The sequence below is a fragment of the Vibrio sp. Vb1574 genome (assembly GCF_033338675.1).
The window spans coordinates 12,844-35,522 of record NZ_JAWOTC010000014.1 but is presented as its reverse complement, the minus strand read 5'-3'; the positions used below and the strand labels follow the sequence as shown (position 1 = coordinate 35,522).

Genomic DNA, 22,679 nt, shown 5'->3' with positions numbered 1-22,679 from the left:
CTATGACCTCGCCGTATCAAAAGAAGCACAATGAGTCTGTGAGTGACGATGTGGTTTGGCATAACACCAGCGTAACTCATGAAGATCGTGTTGCGCTTAAGCAGCAAAAGCCTGTTGTACTTTGGTTTACCGGACTTAGTGGCTCAGGAAAATCGACCGTCGCTAACGCGGTAGAAAGCAAGCTATTAGCGTTAGGTAAACATAGTTACCTTCTTGATGGTGACAATGTGCGCCACGGTCTAAACAAAGATCTTGGCTTTAGTGATCTAGACCGTATTGAGAACATTCGCCGCATTGGCGAGGTGGCTAAACTATTTGTCGATGCCGGGAACATTGTTCTGACCGCGTTTATTTCGCCATTTATCTCAGATAGAAAGCAAGTGCGCCAGTTAATGCAGCAAGGCGAGTTTTTAGAGGTGTTTGTTGATACTCCACTCGCAATCTGCGAGCAAAGAGATCCTAAAGGCCTGTATAAAAAGGCACGCGCAGGTGAGATTAAACACTTCACTGGCATCGACTCTGAGTACCAAGCGCCTATATCTCCAGAAATTCACATCAAGACAGCTGAGCTGTCTGTCGAAGCGTGTGCCGACCAAGTGATTCAAGCGCTCACTGAAAAAGAATACATTTAAAAGGAAGTCATTATGTCTCATAGCTCTGAGCTTATCGCTAAAGACATTGAAGCGTACCTAAACGTACATGAAAACAAAGACCTACTTCGTTTCTTAACTTGTGGTAACGTTGATGACGGCAAATCTACACTGATTGGTCGCCTACTATACGACAGCAAGCTGATTTATGAAGATCAAATGGCTGCGATCGAAAAAGATTCTCAAAAGTTCAATACGACAGATGAAGCGTTCGACTTAGCACTACTAGTCGACGGTCTACAGTCCGAGCGTGAACAAGGCATCACGATTGATGTTGCCTACCGCTACTTCTCAACCGACAAGCGTAAATTCATCATCGCCGACACTCCAGGACATGAACAGTACACTCGTAATATGGTTACGGGTGCTTCTACCTGTGATCTTGCGATTGTAATGGTTGATGCTCGCCACGGTATCCAGACGCAAACACGTCGTCATAGCTATATCTGTAGTCTACTTGGAATTCAGCACGTTATCGTTGCCGTTAACAAAATGGATCTGATGGACTACAGCCAAGAGGTGTATCAGAAAATCAAAGCCGATTACCGAGATATGGCAAAGAACTTCAACATCAAGGATATCCGCTTTGTGCCAATCTCTGCTCTAAAAGGCGACAATGTTGTCACTCCAAGTGAGAACATGGATTGGTACCCTGGCGCTACATTAATGAAGCTGCTTGAAACAGTTAAGATTAACCAAGACATCAACACTGAAGTCATGCGCTTCCCAGTGCAATATGTCAATCGCCCAAACCTAAACTTCCGTGGTTTTTGTGGCACCCTTGCTTCAGGCATTGTACAGGTTGGTGATGAGGTTACTGCTCTTCCATCGAACAAAGTTTCTCGCATCAAATCTATCTTTACCTTCGATGGTGAGCTAAAAGAAGCAATGCCGGGTCAAGCCATCACCCTAACGCTTGAAGATGAAATCGATGTGTCACGCGGCGATATGCTTGTCCATTCCAACAACATTCCGGAGGTTGTAGACGCTTACCAAGCTCATATCGTTTGGATGGATGAATCCCCGATGCAAACGCATAAAGAATACCTATTCAAATTTGCGACTAAAACCTGTACAGGTAAGGTTTCTCAAATTGAGCATAAGGTTGATGTCAATACACTTAAGCAGCATGATCATAAAAATACGCGCCTTGAGTTAAACGAGATTGCACTCGCCTCAATAAAGCTTACCGATAAAGTTGCAATGGATGTTTATCAGCAGCTACCTCAAACTGGCGCTTTTATCATTATTGACCGCATTAGTAACGTGACTGTCGGCGCGGGTATGGTGTCATCGATACAATTAAACCATACTGAAGAACCAGCTCGTGTTTACTCAGAAGCAGAGAAAGAGCTCAATGCTTATGTATGTAAGCACTTCCCAGAGTGGGGCTGTGTAAAAATAAACTAAATAAATAGGTGAGCCATAAACATATCGCTCACCTATTTTATTGGGAAGGGTTAGAGAATATTAGATTTCTGATCCTCTCCTTTATCGCCTTCCTTTGAGATTTTCGCGCTCTCTGTTTATATTTTCTTATTCGATTGTTAAATGACTTTAAGTTCACTCCATCCAAGTCTTGTTTTAGTGACTCCAAACTATTGGCCATTGCTAACAAAAAGTCTCTCTGATTTTCGTGAGAGGACGAGGATATCCTTGTTGAAAAAGAATCTTTTTGATTAATTCTATATACAGACATTGGTTCAGGTAAGTAGACTCCGCCTCCCTTTACAGAAGACATAATCTGCATAAAATAGTCCCCACATGGCATTAATTTAATAGTGCTTGATGAAGCTAGGGATAAAGCAGACTTACGGATAAATAAAGATGCTGTTGGGCAGTAATCACCATCTCCTAGTATAACTTCATCAGTAGAAACGTAATGGGTTCCCTCAAAATGATTTGAGACTAGCTCTCTATTGCCTTCTGGGTCCTCTGAGTATGCTGGGTGAAAGCAAAGGTCTATATTTGGGTTCCCCTCTAAAGCATCAAATTGTTTCTGTAGCTTTGTATTATCTATCCAATAGTCATCACCTTCGCAAAAAGCTAAGTACTCTCCTTTAGCCTTTGGTGATAAGTGTGACAATGCTAGAGTTCGGATGCCTTTAGAGTAAAGATTTTCATCAGTATACATTCGAACTATGTTCGAATGCTTTTCACATATCTCATCAATAATTTCTCTACTATTGTCCGTAGAGAGATCATCATAAACAATAACTTCAAATTCGAAATCACAGAACTGGTTGAGAAAGCTATTAATTGTTTTTTCAATATATTTAGAGTGATTATAACAAACACAAAGAATTGAAACTTTAACAGACATATTATTACCGACCTACAAGTAGTGTTCCAACTTACTCTCTTTAACAAAATCCTCTATACGACTTACAATGTCTGCATCAAGGCTATTTTGCCAGCTTATGTCTTTATCCTTGTTTTTGAATACAGAGTAGGTAGTATCAACCTTCTTTTTTGATATAAGAAATGACTTAGTTTGTGAGGTAAGCTCTAGCCCTAGAAAATCGAATATATCTTCAACTTGTTCTAGAGGGTCTTCTAGTAGCGCACTATAGTGCACGAGTTTAAAGTTATCTGGATACAGCTGAGAAAGTTTTTCAAATAACTTTGTAGTCTCCACCCACTTAGACAGACCAAAATATTCTTCTTTTTTCTCTAAGTTTTTCTTGCCTGCATAGATCAACTCTTCTTCCAAAAGCCAGCCTAAATCGGATCTAAATTCTCGCTTTGCATTATACCAACTGCTAATTACAGCTCTCGGGTCTCTAACCAAGCCTAAAACCTTTACATCAGGGCACTTTTTGATCATATTCTCTATAATATGATGGTATCTAACTTCCTTATATACGATAGTACCCAAATGATTGTTCTTTTCGAATATAGGCTTACGACCTTCCTTTCGTTCAGCATCTTGACGAATAAAAGAAGAGTTGGTTTGTGCAATGTTATTAAAAAATGCATCGATATCATCTTTTTTAGAATTTTCATCTAGAAATGATTTAAACTCGTAGGAAAAAAGCGGCTGATATAGATAGTTAACATCAGGAGAGCTATTAATAATCTCACCTAACCAAGATGAACCGGATCTTGGCACAGAATGAATTGCAAATCTTTTCATATTAAATAATCCATCAACTGGGTCTTAGGTACATTAAAAATCATATCAAGTATTGAAAGTCCTGGCTCAAAATCACTTGTCTGAGTATGCGTATATGGTTTTAATGATACATTTAGGAATTCTAGAGTTAAGCCTTGAGATCGAAAGTTCGATTCACTGTATAAATCCCGCCCTCCAGGAGGATTGATATAAGTGTCACCAGCTAATTTAACACAAGTATCTATAACTCTATCTTGTCCTTTAAGATTTTTATTATTCAGACTCGATGAAATTATAATTTCAGTATCAATATCTAAATAAGATTTTATTTTTTCTATAGAGTTTAGAATGAAAAGAAATAGATTATCTTCTTCATCCAACAAAATATCACTAAAAATCTGATATCCTTCATCAAAATTTGGTGACTTTCGATAAGACTCTCTAATCTTATTTAATAGTTTAGTTCTTTCTTTCAAGAATGTTGGAGATATAAAACGCTCTCTAACATCAAGGTAATCAGAGTCTTTCTTAATAGGAATGGTAAAAGTCTCTACTTTCCCTGAAGCACTTAAGTAACGATTACGATTTATCCACCCTTTCTTGGTGTACTGAATATCATCATAAACAATAAATTTATCTACAGAAGCCAAGAGCTGCCAGTAGCCAATATATGGTAAAAAATAAGGCTGCATAATAGCAATTTTCATACTATAAGAACTCTCACATGGTTAATTTAATATCAATTCTATAACTTTACATACTGCTTCAACATCATTTGAAGACATACTGGCATGTAGCGGTAGACAAATAATTCCTTTTGATATCTGCTGACTTATAGGGCATCCAAAGCTCAGATTATCAGGGTAAGCAACATCTAAAGATGGTGTAAAATATCGTCGATGTTCAATATCATGCTCAGACAAAGCATCAAGTAGTCTTTCCTGCTTGTCTTTATCTCTAACGAAAATTGGCATGTAAGCACCGTTATACGACGCTTCGGGTAGCCAAAGAGGTAATTCAACATAAGGTTCTAAAAGCGTCCGGTACAAACTAAACAGGTTGGATCGATGCTCAATTACCTCTTCAATCTGATCAAGTAGTGTTAATCCTACTGCGCATTGGTACTCATTCAACTTTGCATTAATACCTGGCTCGCCTAATTGTCCATTCGCTTGAAGACCAAAGTTAATGAACTCTTTCGCACGTAAATAATCTTCATGCCGCTTGAATACAATTGCACCACCTTCGACTGTATGGAATATCTTAGTGGCATGAAAACTCAATGTACTAGCATCGCCAAAGTTTAAGAGAGACTCCTGACCAACCTTAACTCCAAATGCATGAGCAGCGTCGTATAGAACTTTGACCTTATATTGCTCTGCAATTTCTTTGAAACTCTCAACTTCACAAGGATTTCCATATACATGTGTTGCAACAACACCATCTACTTGAGAATTTGCTTCAAGAGCTGCTTTCAAAGCATCTGGAGATAAGTTATAAGATTTTGAATCGATATCGCAATAGCTCACATCAATACCTTGCCACATCAACGCTGATGAAGTTGCAACAAAGCTAAATGGTGTAGAGATCGCGGATTCAATTCCTAAAACTTTACATGCCACCTGAAGTGCCAGCGTACCATTAGAAACTAACAATAAGTTTTTAACACCCAAAAACGTTTCAAGTCGTCTAGTAAGCTTTTCATGCAATGGCCCAAAGTTAGTATACCAACCACTCTCATTTACTTGAGATAAATAGTTAGAAAGCTTAGTTAAGTCTGGGGCTAATGGGCTGTTAAGTTTAATTGTCATCTTCGCTCACAATGCTTGATAGGTAGATACCATAATTGTTCTTCTTAAGGGCATCAGCTGCCGCCATTAACTTCTGTTTGCTAATCCAACCATTGTTAAAGGCAATTTCTTCCAAACATGCAATCTTATAACCTTGTCGTTTCTCTATCGTCGAAACAAATTGAGCAGCTTCGAGCAAGCTTTCGTAAGTACCTGTGTCTAACCAGGCAAAACCACGCCCTAACATTTCAACATTGAGCTCGTTTGCTGTTAGGTACATTTGATTTAATGTGGTAATTTCCAGCTCACCTCGCTCTGATGGTTCGACTTGCTTAGCTCTACTCACGACTTGGTTGTCAAAGAAATACAGCCCCGTCACAGCATAGTGGCTCTTTGGCTTAGCTGGTTTTTCTTCAATAGAGATAGCTTTTCTGTCGGCGTCAAACTCAACCACACCAAATCGCTCAGGGTCTTTCACTTGGTAGCCAAACACCGTAGCCCCATTGCCACTCTCTGCCGTCTCAACCGCTTTCTTTAACTTTGGAGTGAACCCTTGCCCATAAAAGATGTTGTCACCCAGCACCAAACATACTGAGTCATCGCCAATGAATTCTTCACCAATGATGAAGGCTTGAGCTAAGCCGTCTGGGCTTGGTTGAATCGCGTATTGCAACTCAATGCCAAACTCTGAGCCATCACCCAATAGGCGCTGAAATCCTTCCTGGTCTTCTGGCGTGGTGATGATCAAGATTTCACGAATACCAGCTAGCATGAGTACCGACAACGGGTAGTAAATCATTGGTTTGTCATAAACCGGCAGTAACTGCTTAGAGACACCGCGTGTAATAGGGTAAAGGCGAGTGCCCGAGCCACCTGCTAAAATAATGCCTTTCATTATTCGCCCGCTCCTAATCGCTCTAAACTGTATGAACCATCAAGCACGCGTTGCCACCATTGCTGATTATTGAGGTACCATTCCACGGTTTTGCGAATACCGCTTTCAAACGTTTCTTCTGGCGTCCAGCCAAGCTCTTGAGCAATCTTGGTGGCATCAATTGCGTAACGCACATCATGACCTGGGCGATCTTTCACATACGTGATCAAAGATTCATAAGACTCAACACCTGCAGGTTTGTTTGGTCGCAGCTCTTCAAGCAAAGCACAAATGGTTTTCACCACTTCGATGTTGGCTTTTTCGTTATGGCCACCAATGTTGTAGGTTTCACCGACTTCACCTTTGTTGACCACTTTGTACAGCGCGCGAGCATGGTCTTCCACAAACAGCCAATCTCGGATCTGCATACCATCACCATACACAGGCAACGGCTTGCCATCGAGGGCATTTAAAATCATCAGAGGGATCAACTTCTCTGGGAAGTGGTACGGGCCATAGTTGTTGGAGCAATTAGTGATAAGTGTTGGTAAGCCATAAGTACGTTGCCAAGCGCGAACCAGGTGATCGCTCGAAGCTTTAGATGCAGAATATGGGCTGCTCGGCGCGTATGAGGTGGTTTCGGTGAACAAATCGTCCGTACCCTCTAAATCGCCATACACTTCATCCGTAGAAATATGATGAAAACGGAATGCCGATTGGCGCGCTTCATCTAAGCCCGACCAATATTGACGAGCCGCTTCAAGCAAATGGTAAGTGCCCATCACGTTGGTCTCAATAAAAGCAGCAGGACCATCAATAGAGCGATCGACATGAGACTCGGCGGCCAAATGCATCACCCTATCGGGTTGATGCTCTGAAAACACGCGATCTAGTTCAGCTCGGTCACAGATATCCACTTGCTCGAAGTGGTAACGTTCACTCTCTGAGACATCAACCAGTGATTCTAGATTCCCTGCGTAGGTCAGTTTATCTAAATTGATAACGGTATCTTGGGTGTCACGAATGATATGTCGGACAACGGCTGACCCAATGAAGCCAGCTCCACCGGTTACTAATATTTTCATTACAAATGTTACCTACGTTAATTTTTGTGCCATCAGATACACATGAATACTTTATGATTATTGTAGTTTATAGACTCACTCGAGCATCGTTAGACTCAAGAAGGCTTACTTAGAGCAATTAATATAAAATGATAAAAAACTCAATTAAGATTGAGAAGTATAACCGTCCTGAAAATGTTCAAAATCGGATTCTTGCCAAATAATCTGTCGCTTTAAACGCTCTTTATTAAATGAACGCAGAAGTCTATTTAGATTTTGATGCTTCCAGTCACCAGAAGTTTCAAAACGACACTTATCAAAATCGATAATCCATACCTTATCTTTGTCGTCGATCAAGATATTGTGGATATTCAAATCGGTATGGTTAACGCCAACCTGATGCATCTTGGCAATTTCTTGCCCTATTTTCTGATACATTTCTACCGATAAAGACTGTTCTTGCAAGATACTAACCATATCTCTGGCGTTTGGGATTCGCTCACTTAATAAATCAGCTTGATAGAAGAGTCCTGACTTTACGACTCTTGCTGCAATAGGACGAGGAACGTGCACCCCAGCCTCAATTAGCGCCAACAAAAGCTGAAACTCTTGCGCACAACGGGTGTTATCCCAGCCAGAGAACCAATAATGATCGTTAACTAACTTCCCAAACAAACCGCCACGACGGTAATGACGTAGTGCCGCTTGCATGTTCTCTAGTTGGATAAACCATGTCGTGCCTCGCCCCGTCGCACTGCCAACCACCTTGTCTAAGGACTGCCAGTATTCCGCATCAAATATCGGTTGGCTAGGGTCTGTAATGATCTCGTCATCAAACCAGATCACTTGGTTGTTGTTTTTATACTGTTGAGTCATGCGCTCACCCTCTAGCCTAAATACCGGCTGGCTAATATATACAACCAAGTAAATGCAGCAAACGCCAAAGCAACCATAACGGCAGCAGAGCCTATATCTTTAGCTCGCCCACTGAGTTCATGCCGTTCAATACCGATACGATCCACTACCGCCTCAATCGCTGAGTTTACAAGCTCTACAATCAAGACTAATACCACGACCCCGATCATTAAGATACGCTCAACCATGCCGACATCCACTAGCCAAGCCAAAATCACAGCAATACTCAACAGAGCCAACTCTTGTCGAATGGCAGCTTCATGCTTAAAAGCCGCTTTTAATCCTTGGATCGAATAACCCGTCGCTTTAACGATGCGCTTTAGTCCGGTGTTACCCGGCTTGCCAGATTCTTGCGATTGATGTGGTGTTGTCTTTGACATTGCAGAACACTTATCAGTACTTAGCTATATTCGAGCCGTGTATTTTACATTTATTGGGGATGTCTGCATAATTTACCTGCCTCTATTCATCGAATCAGACAATAATTATGTTCACTTCTGCCCCATCGTCACTATGCGTCTTGCGTTTGTCCGCTATCGGAGACGTTTGCAATACTATCGCCACCATTCAAGCTATTCAGAAACACTGGCCTTCGACCCAGATTACTTGGATAACGGGTAAACTTGAAGCCCAGTTATTAGCCGCCATCGATGGTGTAGAAGTGATTGTTTTTGATAAAAAAGCGGGACTTGATGGCTACAAATCACTTTGGCGACAGCTGAAAGGCAGAGAGTTTGATGCGCTATTGCATATGCAGTACGCGATTCGAGCAAGTGTCGCAACGTTGGGCATTAAAGCAAAATACAAACTTGGTTTCTCTTCTGATAGAAGCCAGGACTTTCAAACACTATTTACCAATGTCAAAGTGCCTTCCCCGCAATCTCTGCATGTCGCAGATGGCTTAATGGCCTTTGCCCATCAAATTGGGGTACCAAAGGCAGAACTAGACTGGGTACTTTCTTATTCAGACCACGACCAAGCTTGGGCAGAGTCTCATATTTCTCGTAGTAAACCTAACCTGCTGATTGTGCCTGGTGCGAGCAAAGCTTATAAAAACTGGAACGCGGAAGGTTATGTGGATGTGATTCATCACGCCAGAGTAAAAGGCTGGAACGTGATTCTGGCAGGCAGCCCTGCTCAGGTAGAATTGGATCTGGCAGAAGTCATTCAATCTCGCTTGGAAGAGCCGTGTCTAAATTTAGTTGGACAAAGTTCAATTCTACAAATGCTTGCGTTAATAGATAAGGTTGAAATAGTCATCGCCCCCGATACCGGACCAGCACACATGGCGAATGTCATGAAAACGCCAATCATCGGGCTCTATGCACACCATAATCCGCTGCGAGTGGGACCTTACCGCTACCTAAAATACGTTATCTCAGTGTATGAAGAAACGATCTTTGCGGAAACAGGTAAAAACAGTCACGAGTTAAGCTGGCGAACTCGCGCTAAAGATGAAACGGCAATGAACCGCATTACCAGCACTCAAGTAATGAGCATGTTCGATCAAGTCTTAGAAGATTTGTATCCTCAATACCAGTAAACTTACTGTCTTGATTTGTTAAGAAGGAAATGACCTTGTCCAAACCAACCTTAGCCGTTGCCTTAATTGTAAAAAATGAAGAGAAGCACTTACAAGCTTGTCTAGACACAGTAAAAGATTGGGTCGATGAGATTGTCCTTCTAGACTCGGGCAGCACCGATCGCACCGAAGAAATCGCCCGACAATACACAGATAAGTTTTACACCAATCTAGATTGGCCAGGTTTCGGTAAACAACGCCAACTTGCGCAGCAATACGTTACGGCAGACTACGTTTTATGGCTTGATGCAGACGAACAAGTCACTCCAGAGCTAAAAGAAAGTATCTTACACGCGGTATCAGCCAATAAGCCGAACGTTTTATACAAACTTAATCGACTAAGCTCAGCGTTTGGTAAGTTCATCTACCATTCTGGTTGGTCTCCAGACTGGATTGTGCGCTTATATCGCACCGAATATACGCAATATAATGATTCGCTCGTTCATGAAAAAGTTGATGAGAAAAACTATCAAACTGAAAAACTGGATGGTCGACTGCATCACTACACTTACGAGCACCTTCATCATTACATCAATAAAACCACTGGCTACCTCAAGGCCTGGACGGATGAACGTGAAGGTAAAAAGAAAGCGGGTTTAACGACCGCTATCGTTCACGCTCTTGCTAGCTTTTTGAAGATGTATGTTCTCAAACGAGGCTTCCTTGATGGCAAGCATGGCTTCATTCTAGCTTGGCTAAGCATGCACTCTACTTTTGTAAAATATATCGATCTCTACTTACGTGAACAGGCAAAAAAATCATGAAAACGACTTTAATTATCACCACTTACAACTGGAAAGAAGCATTAAAAGCGGTGTTAGAAAGCGTGAAACGTCAAACCGTTTTGCCTGACGAAGTCATTGTTGCAGATGATGGCTCTCGAGAAGACACCAAAGCAATGGTTGACCAAATGCGTGAAGGTTTTCCGGTTCCACTGATTCATAGTTGGCACGAGGATAATGGCTTTCAGCTTTCAATGAGCCGCAACCGTGCGATCGCCAAAGCATCAGGTGACTACCTCATCATGATTGATGGCGACATGGTGCTGTCCCAAACGTTTATTGAATCACATAAGCAAGTCGCAAAACCAAATTGGTTTGTGCAGGGTGGACGTGTGTTAACGGATGAAAGCTGCAGCAAGGCCATCATGGAAAACGGCTTAGTGCCTTCCATTTTCAGCAAAGGCATTCGCAATCGTAAAAACTGCATCACCAACGCCTTGCTATCGAAATGGTTCTCTTACGAGCGTAATAACGATAAAGCCACTCGCGGCTGCAACATGGCGTTTTGGCGACAAGATGTCATCGAGGTGAATGGCTTCAACCAAGATTTTGTTGGATGGGGACGCGAAGACAGCGAGTTTGTTCATCGCATGTTGAATGCGGGTAAGTCACGTCTTTACCTAAAATTTGCAGGTGTAGGCTACCACTTGTACCACGTAGAAAACTCTCGCGCGTCACTCGGACAAAATGACGAGATTTTAGAAAACACAATTAAAAACAAGCTTAAACGCTGTGAGAATGGTGTTGATCAATTTCTAGAAGCTTAAGATTATAAAAAGGGGCGTTTCGCCCCTTTTTATTGTTGCTGAGATAAAGCGAAGTACTTATCGGCAACCATCAATGAGATCAAACGCTCTTTACGTTTATCTTTGAACTGCTCAACCCACTGGTGCGCATTTTCAATGATCGCTAATGCTTCTTGCTCATTCGCTAGGTAATAATCCATCTTTTCGGGCAAATCCGAATAGTCATCCTTCACTTCAACATAGTGGACGCCTGCCTCTAACTTACCTTCCATAAACCAAGTCTCATATTTTGGCTTTGACATAATAACCAAGGAGTTAGACGACATAGCCCACTTAAGGTTGGTGGCCACATCATTGCCTTCTATACAGAGCAAAAACTTATACTGCAGTTGCTCTTCAATACTCATAAAGCCCTTTTCCCATGGTTTCCCTTCTACCGGGCGGGTCTGGCCAATATTGCATTGCGGATGGTTGTAAAACGCATGAATCACCTTTTTACGATGCGGCTGAAAACCCACGCCACGCCACGCTACCATGTCCTTTTTATCTTGATAGCGAACAGGATCATCAATAAATTTAAAATGACGAACTTGATTAAGTTTCAACACCACTGAATTTTGGTTGCTACCAAAAATAGGGCGGCTTTTTATAAAGCTCGGTACATTGGGAATGTGTGTAACATCACCGTTGATGTAGTTAAACGCAAAACTGGAAGGGAAATAGCGTACAACTTGGCGAAGATCGAAAAAATACGTCCAACCTTTCGTTTTTTTGAATGTATCGACAGTCGCGTAACTTTGTTCTCGGCTATCGACTGAAAACGGCGTTTCACACTTGTTGTAATAGTTCACCCGCTCCAGGCAGAGTTGCTTCTCGGCTTCAGTTAAATTCGAAAGTAAACGCTTGGCTTGTGCTCGATATACAAAACGAGGGATAAGTATCGAGAGAGCGTTTGAGAAATAATAAGGGAATTTACTGTCTTTCATTCAGTTTTTCCCCAATCGCGATGGCTACTGGCTTGGGAACGAACTGATCGATACTTCCGCCATGAATGGCCACTTCTCTCACGATAGTCGACGATAGAAACGCAAACTCTTCTTCAGGTGTCAAAAATACACTTTCGATACCTGGTAACAGCTTTCGATACATGTTGGTCAGTCCAAACTCGTATTCAAAGTCTACCGTTGTTCGCAAACCACGAATAAGAACCTTAGCTTGCTCATCTCTCGCGAAATCCACTAATAACCCAGAGAACCCCTTTACCGTCACACCAGGTAAATGCGCTACAACGTCCTGCATCAGTGCAACACGCTCTTCCAATGAAAACATGGTGTTCTTCGATGGGCTTGCGGCTACGCCAATCACAACCTCATCAAACATTTCGTGAGTACGTTCTATTAGATTGAGGTGACCATTAGTCACTGGATCAAAAGTGCCCGGATAAATGACTTTCATATAATTTACTAAGTTATTCGAAACTGATTGAATTATTGAGGCTCTAGCGCAAGATTACAACAACTTAAGCTCGATATTAGCTCGTCTTACTTCTGACACTCACCACAAAAGAAGGTATTACGCTGCCCTATTTTTAGCTCTTGAAGTCGTTCGCCGCATTCTGGGCATGGCTCTCCGGCTTTTCCGTAAACCAATAACTCTTGTGCAAAGTAACCCGGCTTTCCATCGGCTTGCGCAAAGTCTTTCAGCGTAGTCCCACCTTGCGTAATGGCAATCTCAAGTGTCATTTTGATATTTTCAACAAGTAACCCCCACTCTTGAGAAGTTAGCTTACCTGCAGGCCTTGAAGGGTGAATTCGAGATTTAAACAACGACTCATTCGCGTAGATGTTCCCGACACCAACCACGACTTTGTTGTCCATGATGAACTGCTTGACGGCGACACGCTTATTTTTAGCTTTCTCCGCTACATATTCCGCATTGAACTCTTCAGTTAAAGGCTCAGGCCCCATGTTTGCTAGTACAGCATGTGACTCGTCAGGAGCACACCACAGCCATGCCCCAAAACGACGCGGATCGTTATAACGCAGTATTTTTCCACTGCTTAGTTTGAGATCCACATGATCGTGCTTTGCTGGCGGAAAGTCGGCATCTAGGACACGTAAAGACCCCGACATGCCCAAGTGAACAATGGCTGTACCTGTGTTTGTCTCGATCAGTAAGTATTTCGCGCGACGGCTAATCGCACGGATCACCTGCCCTTCCAATTTTTTAAGCTCTATAGGAATATCCCAGCGCAATTTAGGCGTTCGAAAAGTAAACGACTGGATCGTTTGTCCAACCATGTGGGGGCTAATTCCCATACGACTGACTTCAACTTCTGGCAACTCAGGCATTAGATTCTCCAATTCACCGGCTAATAGTTCTCGCTGCTAGCATAATCGAAAAGAAAAACGATAAATAGGGAAGCTTATTAGGGGTATAGGCGCAAAAAGGCTCTACTCTGGCATAAGGTAGTTTTCATCGACGGAGATAGCGACCCATTTGTCTTGCCAGGTTTTAAATAGCCAAAAATCAGGTAAACGAAAGAAAGTCACCCGCTGCGGCTCTTCGAGATCCTGATACCAGACTTCTACCGTTTCAGGTACCGCTAGGTTAGGTTTTAAATGGTCGTACTGTTCTGAGGTAAGCTCGGTCCCTTCCAATGATTGCCAGCGTGATACAAGTTCACTGATCGGTGCATCAACTTTGATGTTGGATTGCCACCGTCCATCATGCAGCTCGAACTCCCAGCCACTATAGTACAAAGACTCCACCGTATAGTCGGAGCGAAGTACATTTGGGTAAGGGGCTGCTTGGTCTGTTAATAGGTAAGTTTTGATCCACATCGGCGCATTTAAGATCACTATAAACGCGATAATGCCCAGAATAAGAATATTGTTCCATCGGCGGCGACGAGCCGGACTCACACGCATAACCATCTCTACTCTCTTATAGTTATGAGTAAATTACCAAAGAGTATTGAGCTTGACTAGAACAACGGTGTGCAAGTGTGTAGGGAAGTGGTAACTAAGCGGCAGAGAGCGATCAATCAAAAATTCGAGTATAGAGTCGGACCAGTAAAATGACTTCAGCAGTACTTTATAATCCGATGACGTACTGAACACTTTTCTTCAGCATTTTTATTCAGGTAATAAAAAAACCCAACTCGAAAGTTGGGTTTTTCAATTCATCAAAGAGACTGAAACCAATTATTTGATTTTTGCTTCTTTGTACATAACGTGCTGGCGAACTACTGGATCAAACTTTTTGATCTCAAATTTGCCTGGCATGTTACGCTTGTTCTTATCAGTTGTGTAGAAGTGGCCTGTACCTGCAGAAGATACTAGACGGATTTTCTCACGAACGCCTTTCTTTGCCATTGCTTATTTCCTCTTAAACGTTTTCGCCACGTGCACGCATGTCTGCAAGAACAGTATCAATACCTTTCTTGTCGATGATGCGCATACCTTTAGCAGATAGACGTAGTTTAACAAAACGTTTTTCGCTCTCTACCCAGAAACGATGAGTTTGTAGGTTCGGCAGAAAACGACGCTTAGTAGCATTTCGTGCGTGTGAACGGTTGTTACCCGTTACTGGACGCTTACCAGTTACTTGGCATACTCGTGACATGAATGTCTTCTCCAAAATCGTTTCAGCTCGATATCAACCTTGGTGGCCGAACCTCTCTATCTCTCGAAAAGAAGTTAGAGGTTAAGAACCGCTATGGAAAATCCATACAAGGCTATCAAAGGTCGCGCATTATACTAACTTGATATGCATTGCTCAAGACCCGAACAGATCCTTTTTACAGGTTTTCGTGATCTTTTTTTAGACAGCAGATTTTTTTAGCAGTCCAAGCTGAATTCAGTTAAAAATTTAGTGGCGTGGATGATAGCAGATTTTTAGCAACTAACAACCTAAAAAACGCACAGTTATATCCAGCCTCTTTCAGCAAAAGAGACACTTTCCCCATCTCCGATGACGAAATGGTCCAAAATACGAATATCCACCAATGCTAATGCGTCGGTGAGACGCCTTGTAATCCTTCTGTCAGCTTGGCTCGGCTCAGCGACGCCTGAAGGATGATTGTGCGCTAGAATCAAAGCCGCCGCGTTATGATGCAGAGCACGCTTGACGACTTCTCTCGGATACACCGACGCTGCATCCAACGTTCCTTCAAATAAAATTTCATCTTTTATCACTCGGTGCTGGTTATCGAGAAAAAGAATATAAAAAACCTCTCTTTGCCGATCCCTTAAAATAGAAGACAGATATAACTTAGTTTGGTCGGGGCTGGTTAAGGCATCACCACGCTTTAGCGTCTCCGCCAAGTAACGTTGTGTCATTTCTAGTACCGCTTGCAACTGAACATACTTGGCTTGCCCTAATCCTTTGTGACGACAAAACTCTTCTTCTGATGCTGAAAATAGTTGTCTGAGCGAACCAAAGTCTTGAATAAGGAAGTCTGCAAGCTCAATCACGTTCATTCCGCGGGTGCCTGTGCGCAAGAAGATGGCCAGCAGTTCGGCATCGGTCAAAGCTTGCGGCCCTCGTTGCAGTAGCTTCTCTCTGGGCATGGACTCATTTGGCAAAGCTTTCAGTATCATCTGATGTCCCTTTATATGGAAAGTGTCCCTATTCCACAAAACAAAAAGCGAAAGTCGAGTATGACTTTCGCTTTCTTCGTACCATCAGTGCTTTCCATGCAACTTAACAGTTCATCAGAGTTTAAAGTTGCCAACCAAGCCGTGAATTTCCGTTCCAGACTGTGATAGCTGCGTGCTGATTGACTCGGCATGCTGCAACGTCTCATTAATGTTGTTCACGATCTGTTGAATAGCCACTAAGTTTTGGTTGATGTCTTCTGCAACCGCACTTTGTTCTTCTGCGGCAGACGCGGTTTGAATACCCATATCTCGAATTGTTCCGATAGAATGATGAACACCAGAAAGAGATTGCTGAATGAGCGCGGACTCTTCCGCCGTTTTTACACCTCGTTTTTGGCTCACCGACATCGTACTGACCGCTCTTGATACACCATTTTGTAGCTGCTTGAGCATGTCGCCAATTTCATGAGTACTATTTTGTGTACGACTGGCTAACGAGCGCACTTCATCCGCAACGACGGCAAACCCTCGACCTTGCTCACCGGCTCTAGCCGCTTCAATCGCCGCATTTAGGGCCAACAAATTCGTTTGCTCGGCTATCTCGCCAATCACATCCAGCACTTTGGTTATTTTTTCGGTCTGTAAACTCAACTCAGAAATTGCATCTGACGTGCTGTCTATCTCCGTCACGAGTTCGGTAATGCCTTCTATTGCTTGCTCGACCTCATGCTGAGCGGCGGTGACTTGACTGTTGGCATCGTCAATTGCCTGCGCGGTCGCATTAGTATTGCTGGCTACTTCTTTGGCAGTCATGCTCATTTGCGTCACTGCCGTCACGACTTTGTCCGTCTCTAAACAGTGATCCTGCATTTGACCGCTCGCTTGGCTGGTCTGAGTGTTCAGGCTTTGGGAAACGGTCTGTACTGTCGTCGCAGAGCGATGAATGTCCTGCATCAGTGGATGCAGCTTATCCATAAACTCATTAAACGCCGCCGCCACTTCACCGACTTCATCCTGACTTTCGACTTTTAAACGAGCCGTTAAGTCACCGCCGCCTGCGGCAACATCTTTTAATGAAGCCGCGACATGTTGTAACGGCTGAATGCCTTTAGACACCACGATACTGGTGAGAACACTGGTAATGATCAATCCAATAGCGGAAATCAACACGGCAGATAATGTATGCTCTTTTAGCTCTTGAGTCTTTAACTCTCTGTGCATCGCAACTTGCTGGTCGATGTCATCAATATAAACGCCAGTACCTAAAACCCAGTCCCATTTCGATAGATATTCTGCATAGCCCAACTTAGGCGCTTGTGCGTCAATGGTCGGTTTGTGCCACGAGAAATAGAGGAACCCATCCCCTTTTTGAGAAGCGTCAATCAAGCCCGCAATAACTGCGACCCCATTTTCATCTTTTAAGTCGTAAAGGTTTTTACCCTCTAATGCAGGTTTGATGGCGTGCAACGTATTCACACCTTGAGAGTCGTAGGCAAAAAAGTAGCCATCGCTTTCAAAGCGCATGGCTTTCAGAATTTCTTTTGCTGCCTCTTTATTACTTCCATTTACATCCGTGTCGTATAACGGTTTTATCGCCGTCACGCCCATCATCATATAGGCTTGTAACTCTTTCTTTTTCGTTTCGATGAGCTCTTGCCTGTCTCTTGCCAGCTCCGCTTCCAAACTTTTACTGCTGTTGATGTAATACACCACTGAGATCAACGTGGTGATCAACAACAGCGGAATTAGGGTTATCAGCAGCAATTTGTTTCGACTTTTCAACACCATGGTTTCCACTACCTCTTTTTCTTTTCAGACTTGCAAACTCCGCGCAACTTGTCTGTGAGGTAGGCGAGAATTTTCCCTTCCTCGGTCAGATTAATACTCTGGAGTTTGATGTGAATTATCTTCTCGTTATATATGCTCGGGCGGTCAGACTTTGAATTGTGTTAAAATCCGGTCATCAAATTGGAGATCTCACATGCAAACACTAGCAGGAAAGAAAATTCTACTCGGCATCAGTGGCGGTATTGCCGCGTATAAATGTGCGGAGCTAACCCGTCGCCTCATAGAGAGAGGAGCGCAAGTTCAAGTTGTAATGACGAAAGCCGCAAAAGAGTTCATTACCCCTTTAACCATGCAAGCCGTTTCGGGCCGTCCTGTCTCGGACAGTTTACTAGACCCAGCAGCGGAAGCCTCTATGGGCCATATTGAATTGGCCAAATGGGCAGATTTAGTGCTATTAGCGCCCGCGACCGCGGACTTAATCGCGCGCATGTCCGCAGGCATGGGGAACGATTTACTTACTACGCTCGTGCTCGCGACGGATTCCCCTGTTGCTGTTTCTCCTGCGATGAATCAACAGATGTATCGCAATATCGCAACCCAAGAGAACATCGCTACGTTAGCGCGTCGTGGTATGCACATCTGGGGCCCTGCGGCAGGAGAGCAAGCCTGTGGTGATGTGGGACCAGGTCGAATGCTGGAACCAATGCAGCTAGTACATCTATGTGAACAGTTCTTTCAACCAAAATTGTTAGAAGGTAAGTCGATACTCATTACCGCCGGACCAACTCGCGAAGCGATTGATCCAGTGCGTTACATTACTAACCATAGCTCCGGGAAAATGGGCTATGCATTGGCGAGCGCCGCAGCGCAGATGGGAGCAAAAGTCACCCTCGTGAGCGGTCCTGTCAGTTTAAATACGCCCGTAGGTGTTGAGCGCATAAATGTTTCCAGTGCCCAAGAGATGCACGAAGCCGTTATGACACATGCAAACCAGCATGATGCCTTTATTAGCTGCGCTGCCGTTGCCGACTACCGCCCACAAACGATCGCGTCTCAAAAGTTGAAAAAGACAGAAGACAACGACGAAATGGTCATTAATATGGTTAAAAATCCTGATATTGTTGCATCTGTGGCAGCAATGACGGAGAAGCGTCCGTTTACCGTCGGTTTTGCGGCTGAAACCAATGATGTAGAGACCTATGCTCGAGGCAAGTTAACAAAGAAAAACCTCGATATGATCTGTGCAAACGACGTTTCGGTTGCAGGGCAAGGATTTAACAGCAACGACAACGCAATTACCCTTTACTGGCCTGAAGGTGAACTTGCGCTCGCTTTAGAATCAAAAGAAGCATTGAGCTTTAAAATTCTCGAAAAAATGCATCAATTGATGTAACTAACGTTTGAAAAACCTGCCAATTTTTTACAAAAGCTGGCATAAATTTGGTACAAAAATGACAACTAAGGGTGTTAAATCTCCCATTCCACCCTTAGTGGTCTAGTTTGAGGCGAAATAGCGTCTTATAATCCCCTCCGCTCAACTTTGTATTTTGAAAGGAAGTAACTAATGGCCGGCAGTAAAAAATCCAACCGTCGTGAAGAGATCTTACAAGCATTGGCAGAAATGCTTGAATCAACAGATGGCGCTTCACGCATTACTACGGCAAAACTGGCCAAGCAAGTCGGCGTTTCAGAAGCCGCGCTGTATCGTCATTTCCCAAGTAAAGCGCGCATGTTCGAAGGGTTGATTGAGTTCATTGAAGAAGCCTTGATGACACGTATCAACCGTATTCTAGACGACGAAAAAGATACACTAGAGCGTATTCGTATGGTGATGCACCTTATTTTGGCGTTCTCTGAACGTAACCCAGGTCTGACACGCATTTTGTCGGGTCATGCTCTAATGTTTGAAAATGAACGTCTACGTGAACGCATCAATCAACTCTTTGAGCGTATAGAAACACAATTGCGCCAAATCCTGCGTGAACGTAAAATTCGTGAAGGGAAGTCCTTCCCTGTCGAAGAGCGCATCCTAGCCGCGCAAATTCTGGGACAAGTTGAGGGGAGCCTAAACCGCTTTGTGCGTAGCGACTTTAAATACCAGCCGACTGCAAACTTTGACGAGTACTGGGCGCTTTTGAGTGCACAAATAAAGTAAAAGACTATGAGTAAAGACAAATACACGCAGCCCGAGTTTTCTCTTTCACTTCTTCACCTTCGTAACTGGGGCGTATGGCTTGGTTTTGGTCTGTTGGCCATCCTCGTCAATATTCTTCCTTATCGGCTGCTGCTTTCATTAGGTCGTTCACTCGGTAAACTTGGCATGCGCTACGGTAAAAAGCGTGTCCACGTTGCTCAGCGCAACTTAGAATTGGCCTTTCCAGACAAAACACCTGAAGAGATTCAACATATTGTTGAAGAGAACTTCAAAAATACCGGTATGGCACTGATAGAAACCGGAATCACTTGGTTCTGGCCGACTTGGCGCTTTAAAAACCTGATCGTCGAGAAAGATCTCGGCGCACTGCGTGAAAAAGCCAAAGAAGGTAAAGGCGTCCTACTTTGTTGTGTCCATGCTCTAAATCTAGAGATCACTGCGCGTGCTTTCGCCGTGTTAGGCGTGGCCGGGTACGGCGCGTTTCGTCCGCATAATAATCCTGCTTATAACTTTATCCAGTATTGGGGACGGACACATAACGGCAATAAACTGATTGATCGTAAAGATGTAAAAAAGATGATTCGTGTTTTACGCAGCGGTGAGCGTCTGTTCTATTTACCGGATCACGATTACGGTCGCAAAAAATCAGTATTTGTGCCCTTCTTTGCCGTAGACGATGCGTGTACGACAACAGGCACGAGCATTCTGGCGTATACCTCAAAATGTGCGATCATCCCAGGCTCAGGGTTTCGCAATGACGAAGGAAAATACGACATCATCGCCGATAAGTGCATTGAAGCCGATTATCCACAAAAAGACGAAGTCGCCGCTGCCGCTTATATGAACAAGTATGTGGAAGAAGTCATTCTACGCGCTCCAGAGCAATGGATGTGGCTCCATAAACGCTATAAAACCATGCAAGATGAGCATGTCGAGAAAGGCATTCGCTATAAGTAAGTGGTCAAGGCGATGAATCCAAAAACAAAAAAGAGCAGATGAATATCCATCTGCCCTTTTTACTTTTTCAGAAAAAGTAACCAATTAAATGCCGTATTCTGCGCGGTACGCTTTGACTGCTTCTAGATGCTCTTTGTCTGTGCCTTTCTCTTCAAGGAAAGTCACAAGGTCAGTCAGGCTAATGATTGAGATGATTGCACAACCAAAGTCACGCTCCACTTCTTGAATCGCAGACAACTCACCTTTGCCTTTTTCTTGGCGGTCAATCGCAACCAACACACCAGCAAGGTCTGCGCCATTTGCTTGAATGATTTCCATCGATTCACGAATCGCAGTACCTGCTGTGATTACGTCATCTACTAGCATGATACGACCTTCAAGCACAGAGCCTACAAGGTTACCGCCTTCGCCGTGATCTTTCGCTTCTTTACGGTTGAAGCAGTAAGGCGTGTCGACGTCATGATGATCCGCCAGCGCGACTGCTGTTGTCGTCGCGATTGGGATACCTTTGTACGCCGGGCCAAACAGCACATCAAACTCAATGCCAGAATCAGCAAGCGCTGCTGCGTAAAAACGACCAAGACGCGCTAGGTCACGACCAGTATTGAAAAGACCAGCGTTAAAGAAGTACGGGCTTTTACGGCCAGATTTCAAAGTAAACTCACCAAACTTAAGAACTTCTTTCTCAAGTGCAAACTCAATAAATTCACGCTGGTATGCTTTCATTATTTTCTCTCTATGTCCTTGGTTTCTTGTGTCTCTTCTCGACAATCATTCATTTCTCTATTGTCGAGATAAAAAAATAGCCCCCATAATGGGAGCTATCTAAATCAATTGGCTAACGCCGCCTTCTGCGCTGCGACAATTTCCGTAATGCCGACTTTCGCCGACTCTAGCAGAGCCATCAGCTGCTCGTGACTGAACGGTTCACCTTCTGCGGTGCCCTGAATTTCAATCATCTTGCCTTCTTCGGTCATTACTACGTTCATGTCTGTGTCTGCCGCTGAATCTTCAACGTATTCAAGATCACACAATACTTCGTCGCCTAGTAAGCCGACAGAAACTGCCGCTACGTGGCCTTTCATTGGGTTTGCTTTTAGCTTGCCGCTATCTACTAGGTGTTGGAACGCATCGGCCATTGCAACACTTGCGCCGCTAATGGATGCAGTACGCGTACCACCGTCAGCTTGGATAACGTCACAGTCAACGGTGATCATGAACTCACCCATGGCTTTTAGATCGACAACAGCACGTAGGCTTCGCGCGATAAGACGCTGAATTTCCATCGTACGGCCGCCTTGTTTGCCACTTGCCGCTTCACGACGAGTACGAGAATGTGTTGCTCGAGGTAGCATGCCGTATTCAGCTGTAACCCAGCCTTTACCTTGACCTTTTAGCCAACGTGGCACAGATTCTTCGACGGTCGCATTACACAACACTTTGGTGTTACCGAACTCAACTAGCACTGACCCTTCAGCGTAAGCTGTGTAGTTACGAGTAATTTTGATAGGGCGAACTTGATCCGCCTTGCGATCGTTTGGACGCATGGGCATCTACCTTAAATATGAGGAGAAGACGATTTGGTTGGGCGAAGATTATAACGGAATCGATTCCGGATTCATAGGTTACGCATCTGGCACAACATAAACAATCCATA

At 43.6% G+C, this 22,679-nt stretch carries 26 protein-coding genes; 8 read left to right on the top strand and 18 right to left on the bottom strand.

Annotated elements, in window-relative coordinates; all coding sequences use genetic code 11:
• The first annotated feature begins 2 nt into the window (after positions 1–2).
• Positions 3–632, top strand: coding sequence for an adenylyl-sulfate kinase (gene cysC, locus R7O12_RS11780; protein ID WP_132936690.1), 630 nt, complete (start codon positions 3–5; stop codon positions 630–632).
• Between the two features lie 12 nt (positions 633–644).
• The gene (cysN, locus tag R7O12_RS11775; protein ID WP_054576847.1) at positions 645–2,060 is read left to right on the top strand and encodes a sulfate adenylyltransferase subunit CysN; all 1,416 of its coding nucleotides are present in this window, start codon (positions 645–647) and stop codon (positions 2,058–2,060) included.
• 37 nt (positions 2,061–2,097) lie between these two features.
• Here cysN and R7O12_RS11770 read toward each other — a convergent pair whose 3' ends face one another.
• The 8 genes from R7O12_RS11770 to R7O12_RS11735 all read right to left on the bottom strand — a co-directional run bounded on the left by R7O12_RS11770 (position 2,098) and on the right by R7O12_RS11735 (position 8,788).
• Positions 2,098–2,973 carry a glycosyltransferase family 2 protein gene (locus R7O12_RS11770; RefSeq protein ID WP_170893632.1) on the bottom strand — a complete coding sequence of 292 codons (876 nt, stop codon included), beginning with the start codon at positions 2,971–2,973 and terminating at the stop codon, positions 2,098–2,100.
• Between the two features lie 12 nt (positions 2,974–2,985).
• On the bottom strand, positions 2,986–3,786 hold the full coding sequence (locus R7O12_RS11765) for a sulfotransferase family protein (RefSeq protein ID WP_170893631.1): 801 nt from the start codon (positions 3,784–3,786) through the stop codon (positions 2,986–2,988).
• Entirely contained in the window at positions 3,783–4,472 is a 690-nt protein-coding gene (locus R7O12_RS11760) for a WbqC family protein (RefSeq protein ID WP_170893630.1), read from the bottom strand. The genes R7O12_RS11765 and R7O12_RS11760 overlap by 4 nt, the downstream gene beginning before the upstream one ends.
• 21 nt (positions 4,473–4,493) lie before the next feature.
• Positions 4,494–5,576, bottom strand: a complete 1,083-nt coding sequence (locus R7O12_RS11755; RefSeq protein ID WP_170893629.1) for a DegT/DnrJ/EryC1/StrS family aminotransferase — start codon at positions 5,574–5,576, stop codon at positions 4,494–4,496.
• Positions 5,566–6,450 carry a glucose-1-phosphate thymidylyltransferase RfbA gene (gene rfbA / locus R7O12_RS11750; RefSeq protein WP_054576842.1) on the bottom strand — a complete coding sequence of 295 codons (885 nt, stop codon included), beginning with the start codon at positions 6,448–6,450 and terminating at the stop codon, positions 5,566–5,568. The genes R7O12_RS11755 and rfbA overlap by 11 nt, the downstream gene beginning before the upstream one ends.
• Positions 6,450–7,514 (bottom strand): dTDP-glucose 4,6-dehydratase, encoded by a 1,065-nt coding sequence (gene rfbB / locus R7O12_RS11745; RefSeq protein ID WP_318100898.1) that lies wholly within the window; start codon positions 7,512–7,514, stop codon positions 6,450–6,452. The genes rfbA and rfbB overlap by 1 nt, the downstream gene beginning before the upstream one ends.
• Before the next feature lie 144 nt (positions 7,515–7,658).
• Complete coding sequence (locus tag R7O12_RS11740; protein WP_318100901.1) at positions 7,659–8,369, bottom strand: 3-deoxy-D-manno-octulosonic acid kinase; 711 nt, start codon at positions 8,367–8,369, stop codon at positions 7,659–7,661.
• Between the two features lie 11 nt (positions 8,370–8,380).
• Positions 8,381–8,788 carry a diacylglycerol kinase gene (locus tag R7O12_RS11735; protein ID WP_005395798.1) on the bottom strand — a complete coding sequence of 136 codons (408 nt, stop codon included), beginning with the start codon at positions 8,786–8,788 and terminating at the stop codon, positions 8,381–8,383.
• Between the two features lie 107 nt (positions 8,789–8,895).
• Here R7O12_RS11735 and R7O12_RS11730 point away from each other — a divergent pair, with 107 nt between their 5' ends.
• Genes R7O12_RS11730 through R7O12_RS11720 form a run of 3 tightly spaced genes read left to right on the top strand, consistent with a single transcriptional unit; the run spans position 8,896 to position 11,539 of the window.
• Positions 8,896–9,951 (top strand): glycosyltransferase family 9 protein, encoded by a 1,056-nt coding sequence (locus R7O12_RS11730; RefSeq protein ID WP_318125862.1) that lies wholly within the window; start codon positions 8,896–8,898, stop codon positions 9,949–9,951.
• A 35-nt stretch (positions 9,952–9,986) separates the two neighbouring features.
• Positions 9,987–10,754 (top strand): glycosyltransferase family 2 protein, encoded by a 768-nt coding sequence (locus tag R7O12_RS11725; RefSeq protein ID WP_005395793.1) that lies wholly within the window; start codon positions 9,987–9,989, stop codon positions 10,752–10,754.
• On the top strand, positions 10,751–11,539 hold the full coding sequence (locus R7O12_RS11720; RefSeq protein ID WP_005379421.1) for a glycosyltransferase family 2 protein: 789 nt from the start codon (positions 10,751–10,753) through the stop codon (positions 11,537–11,539). Before R7O12_RS11725 ends, R7O12_RS11720 begins: the two co-directional genes overlap by 4 nt.
• Before the next feature lie 29 nt (positions 11,540–11,568).
• Here the strand turns inward: R7O12_RS11720 and R7O12_RS11715 are convergent, their stop codons facing one another.
• From R7O12_RS11715 to R7O12_RS11680, 8 genes are all read right to left on the bottom strand, one after another.
• Positions 11,569–12,504, bottom strand: coding sequence for a glycosyl transferase family 90 (locus tag R7O12_RS11715; protein ID WP_053307285.1), 936 nt, complete (start codon positions 12,502–12,504; stop codon positions 11,569–11,571).
• Positions 12,491–12,973 (bottom strand): pantetheine-phosphate adenylyltransferase, encoded by a 483-nt coding sequence (gene coaD / locus R7O12_RS11710; RefSeq protein ID WP_005395788.1) that lies wholly within the window; start codon positions 12,971–12,973, stop codon positions 12,491–12,493. Before coaD ends, R7O12_RS11715 begins: the two co-directional genes overlap by 14 nt.
• Before the next feature lie 86 nt (positions 12,974–13,059).
• Positions 13,060–13,869, bottom strand: a complete 810-nt coding sequence (gene mutM / locus R7O12_RS11705) for a bifunctional DNA-formamidopyrimidine glycosylase/DNA-(apurinic or apyrimidinic site) lyase (RefSeq protein ID WP_258657589.1) — start codon at positions 13,867–13,869, stop codon at positions 13,060–13,062.
• Positions 13,870–13,971: 102 nt separating this feature from the next.
• Positions 13,972–14,448 carry a hypothetical protein gene (locus R7O12_RS11700; protein WP_262651925.1) on the bottom strand — a complete coding sequence of 159 codons (477 nt, stop codon included), beginning with the start codon at positions 14,446–14,448 and terminating at the stop codon, positions 13,972–13,974.
• Between the two features lie 276 nt (positions 14,449–14,724).
• Positions 14,725–14,895, bottom strand: coding sequence for a 50S ribosomal protein L33 (gene rpmG, locus R7O12_RS11695; RefSeq protein ID WP_004410866.1), 171 nt, complete (start codon positions 14,893–14,895; stop codon positions 14,725–14,727).
• 13 nt (positions 14,896–14,908) lie between these two features.
• The gene (gene rpmB / locus R7O12_RS11690; RefSeq protein ID WP_005384783.1) at positions 14,909–15,145 is read right to left on the bottom strand and encodes a 50S ribosomal protein L28; all 237 of its coding nucleotides are present in this window, start codon (positions 15,143–15,145) and stop codon (positions 14,909–14,911) included.
• Positions 15,146–15,447: 302 nt separating this feature from the next.
• Positions 15,448–16,122: a RadC family protein gene (gene radC, locus R7O12_RS11685; protein WP_085569719.1), complete on the bottom strand. Its 675-nt coding sequence runs from the start codon at positions 16,120–16,122 to the stop codon at positions 15,448–15,450.
• Between the two features lie 114 nt (positions 16,123–16,236).
• Positions 16,237–17,910 carry a methyl-accepting chemotaxis protein gene (locus R7O12_RS11680; protein WP_033905951.1) on the bottom strand — a complete coding sequence of 558 codons (1,674 nt, stop codon included), beginning with the start codon at positions 17,908–17,910 and terminating at the stop codon, positions 16,237–16,239.
• Positions 17,911–18,103: 193 nt separating this feature from the next.
• Here R7O12_RS11680 and coaBC point away from each other — a divergent pair, with 193 nt between their 5' ends.
• The 3 genes from coaBC to R7O12_RS11665 all read left to right on the top strand — a co-directional run bounded on the left by coaBC (position 18,104) and on the right by R7O12_RS11665 (position 21,022).
• Entirely contained in the window at positions 18,104–19,303 is a 1,200-nt protein-coding gene (gene coaBC / locus R7O12_RS11675) for a bifunctional phosphopantothenoylcysteine decarboxylase/phosphopantothenate--cysteine ligase CoaBC (RefSeq protein ID WP_017820705.1), read from the top strand.
• Between the two features lie 171 nt (positions 19,304–19,474).
• Positions 19,475–20,065, top strand: a complete 591-nt coding sequence (gene slmA, locus R7O12_RS11670; RefSeq protein WP_005379386.1) for a nucleoid occlusion factor SlmA — start codon at positions 19,475–19,477, stop codon at positions 20,063–20,065.
• A gap of 6 nt (positions 20,066–20,071) precedes the next feature.
• Positions 20,072–21,022: a Kdo(2)-lipid IV(A) acyltransferase gene (locus tag R7O12_RS11665; RefSeq protein WP_318100905.1), complete on the top strand. Its 951-nt coding sequence runs from the start codon at positions 20,072–20,074 to the stop codon at positions 21,020–21,022.
• 84 nt (positions 21,023–21,106) lie between these two features.
• Here R7O12_RS11665 and pyrE read toward each other — a convergent pair whose 3' ends face one another.
• Both pyrE and rph read right to left on the bottom strand, forming a co-directional pair.
• Positions 21,107–21,748, bottom strand: coding sequence for an orotate phosphoribosyltransferase (gene pyrE / locus R7O12_RS11660; RefSeq protein ID WP_318100906.1), 642 nt, complete (start codon positions 21,746–21,748; stop codon positions 21,107–21,109).
• Positions 21,749–21,852: 104 nt separating this feature from the next.
• Positions 21,853–22,569, bottom strand: a complete 717-nt coding sequence (rph, locus tag R7O12_RS11655) for a ribonuclease PH (RefSeq protein ID WP_031780917.1) — start codon at positions 22,567–22,569, stop codon at positions 21,853–21,855.
• Positions 22,570–22,679: the final 110 nt, after the last annotated feature.

What these genes read in the sequence shown, in the direction of transcription:
- cysC (WP_132936690.1), top strand. Translation starts at nt 3, where the DNA reads ATGACCTCGCCGTATCAAAAGAAGCACAATGAGTCTGTGAGTGACGAT.
- cysN (WP_054576847.1), top strand. Translation starts at nt 645, where the DNA reads ATGTCTCATAGCTCTGAGCTTATCGCTAAAGACATTGAAGCGTACCTA.
- R7O12_RS11770 (WP_170893632.1), bottom strand. Translation starts at nt 2,973, where the DNA reads ATGTCTGTTAAAGTTTCAATTCTTTGTGTTTGTTATAATCACTCTAAA.
- R7O12_RS11765 (WP_170893631.1), bottom strand. Translation starts at nt 3,786, where the DNA reads ATGAAAAGATTTGCAATTCATTCTGTGCCAAGATCCGGTTCATCTTGG.
- R7O12_RS11760 (WP_170893630.1), bottom strand. Translation starts at nt 4,472, where the DNA reads ATGAAAATTGCTATTATGCAGCCTTATTTTTTACCATATATTGGCTAC.
- R7O12_RS11755 (WP_170893629.1), bottom strand. Translation starts at nt 5,576, where the DNA reads ATGACAATTAAACTTAACAGCCCATTAGCCCCAGACTTAACTAAGCTT.
- rfbA (WP_054576842.1), bottom strand. Translation starts at nt 6,450, where the DNA reads ATGAAAGGCATTATTTTAGCAGGTGGCTCGGGCACTCGCCTTTACCCT.
- rfbB (WP_318100898.1), bottom strand. Translation starts at nt 7,514, where the DNA reads ATGAAAATATTAGTAACCGGTGGAGCTGGCTTCATTGGGTCAGCCGTT.
- R7O12_RS11740 (WP_318100901.1), bottom strand. Translation starts at nt 8,369, where the DNA reads ATGACTCAACAGTATAAAAACAACAACCAAGTGATCTGGTTTGATGAC.
- R7O12_RS11735 (WP_005395798.1), bottom strand. Translation starts at nt 8,788, where the DNA reads ATGTCAAAGACAACACCACATCAATCGCAAGAATCTGGCAAGCCGGGT.
- R7O12_RS11730 (WP_318125862.1), top strand. Translation starts at nt 8,896, where the DNA reads ATGTTCACTTCTGCCCCATCGTCACTATGCGTCTTGCGTTTGTCCGCT.
- R7O12_RS11720 (WP_005379421.1), top strand. Translation starts at nt 10,751, where the DNA reads ATGAAAACGACTTTAATTATCACCACTTACAACTGGAAAGAAGCATTA.
- R7O12_RS11715 (WP_053307285.1), bottom strand. Translation starts at nt 12,504, where the DNA reads ATGAAAGACAGTAAATTCCCTTATTATTTCTCAAACGCTCTCTCGATA.
- coaD (WP_005395788.1), bottom strand. Translation starts at nt 12,973, where the DNA reads ATGAAAGTCATTTATCCGGGCACTTTTGATCCAGTGACTAATGGTCAC.
- mutM (WP_258657589.1), bottom strand. Translation starts at nt 13,869, where the DNA reads ATGCCTGAGTTGCCAGAAGTTGAAGTCAGTCGTATGGGAATTAGCCCC.
- R7O12_RS11700 (WP_262651925.1), bottom strand. Translation starts at nt 14,448, where the DNA reads ATGCGTGTGAGTCCGGCTCGTCGCCGCCGATGGAACAATATTCTTATT.
- rpmG (WP_004410866.1), bottom strand. Translation starts at nt 14,895, where the DNA reads ATGGCAAAGAAAGGCGTTCGTGAGAAAATCCGTCTAGTATCTTCTGCA.
- rpmB (WP_005384783.1), bottom strand. Translation starts at nt 15,145, where the DNA reads ATGTCACGAGTATGCCAAGTAACTGGTAAGCGTCCAGTAACGGGTAAC.
- radC (WP_085569719.1), bottom strand. Translation starts at nt 16,122, where the DNA reads ATGATACTGAAAGCTTTGCCAAATGAGTCCATGCCCAGAGAGAAGCTA.
- R7O12_RS11680 (WP_033905951.1), bottom strand. Translation starts at nt 17,910, where the DNA reads ATGGTGTTGAAAAGTCGAAACAAATTGCTGCTGATAACCCTAATTCCG.
- coaBC (WP_017820705.1), top strand. Translation starts at nt 18,104, where the DNA reads ATGCAAACACTAGCAGGAAAGAAAATTCTACTCGGCATCAGTGGCGGT.
- slmA (WP_005379386.1), top strand. Translation starts at nt 19,475, where the DNA reads ATGGCCGGCAGTAAAAAATCCAACCGTCGTGAAGAGATCTTACAAGCA.
- R7O12_RS11665 (WP_318100905.1), top strand. Translation starts at nt 20,072, where the DNA reads ATGAGTAAAGACAAATACACGCAGCCCGAGTTTTCTCTTTCACTTCTT.
- pyrE (WP_318100906.1), bottom strand. Translation starts at nt 21,748, where the DNA reads ATGAAAGCATACCAGCGTGAATTTATTGAGTTTGCACTTGAGAAAGAA.
- rph (WP_031780917.1), bottom strand. Translation starts at nt 22,569, where the DNA reads ATGCGTCCAAACGATCGCAAGGCGGATCAAGTTCGCCCTATCAAAATT.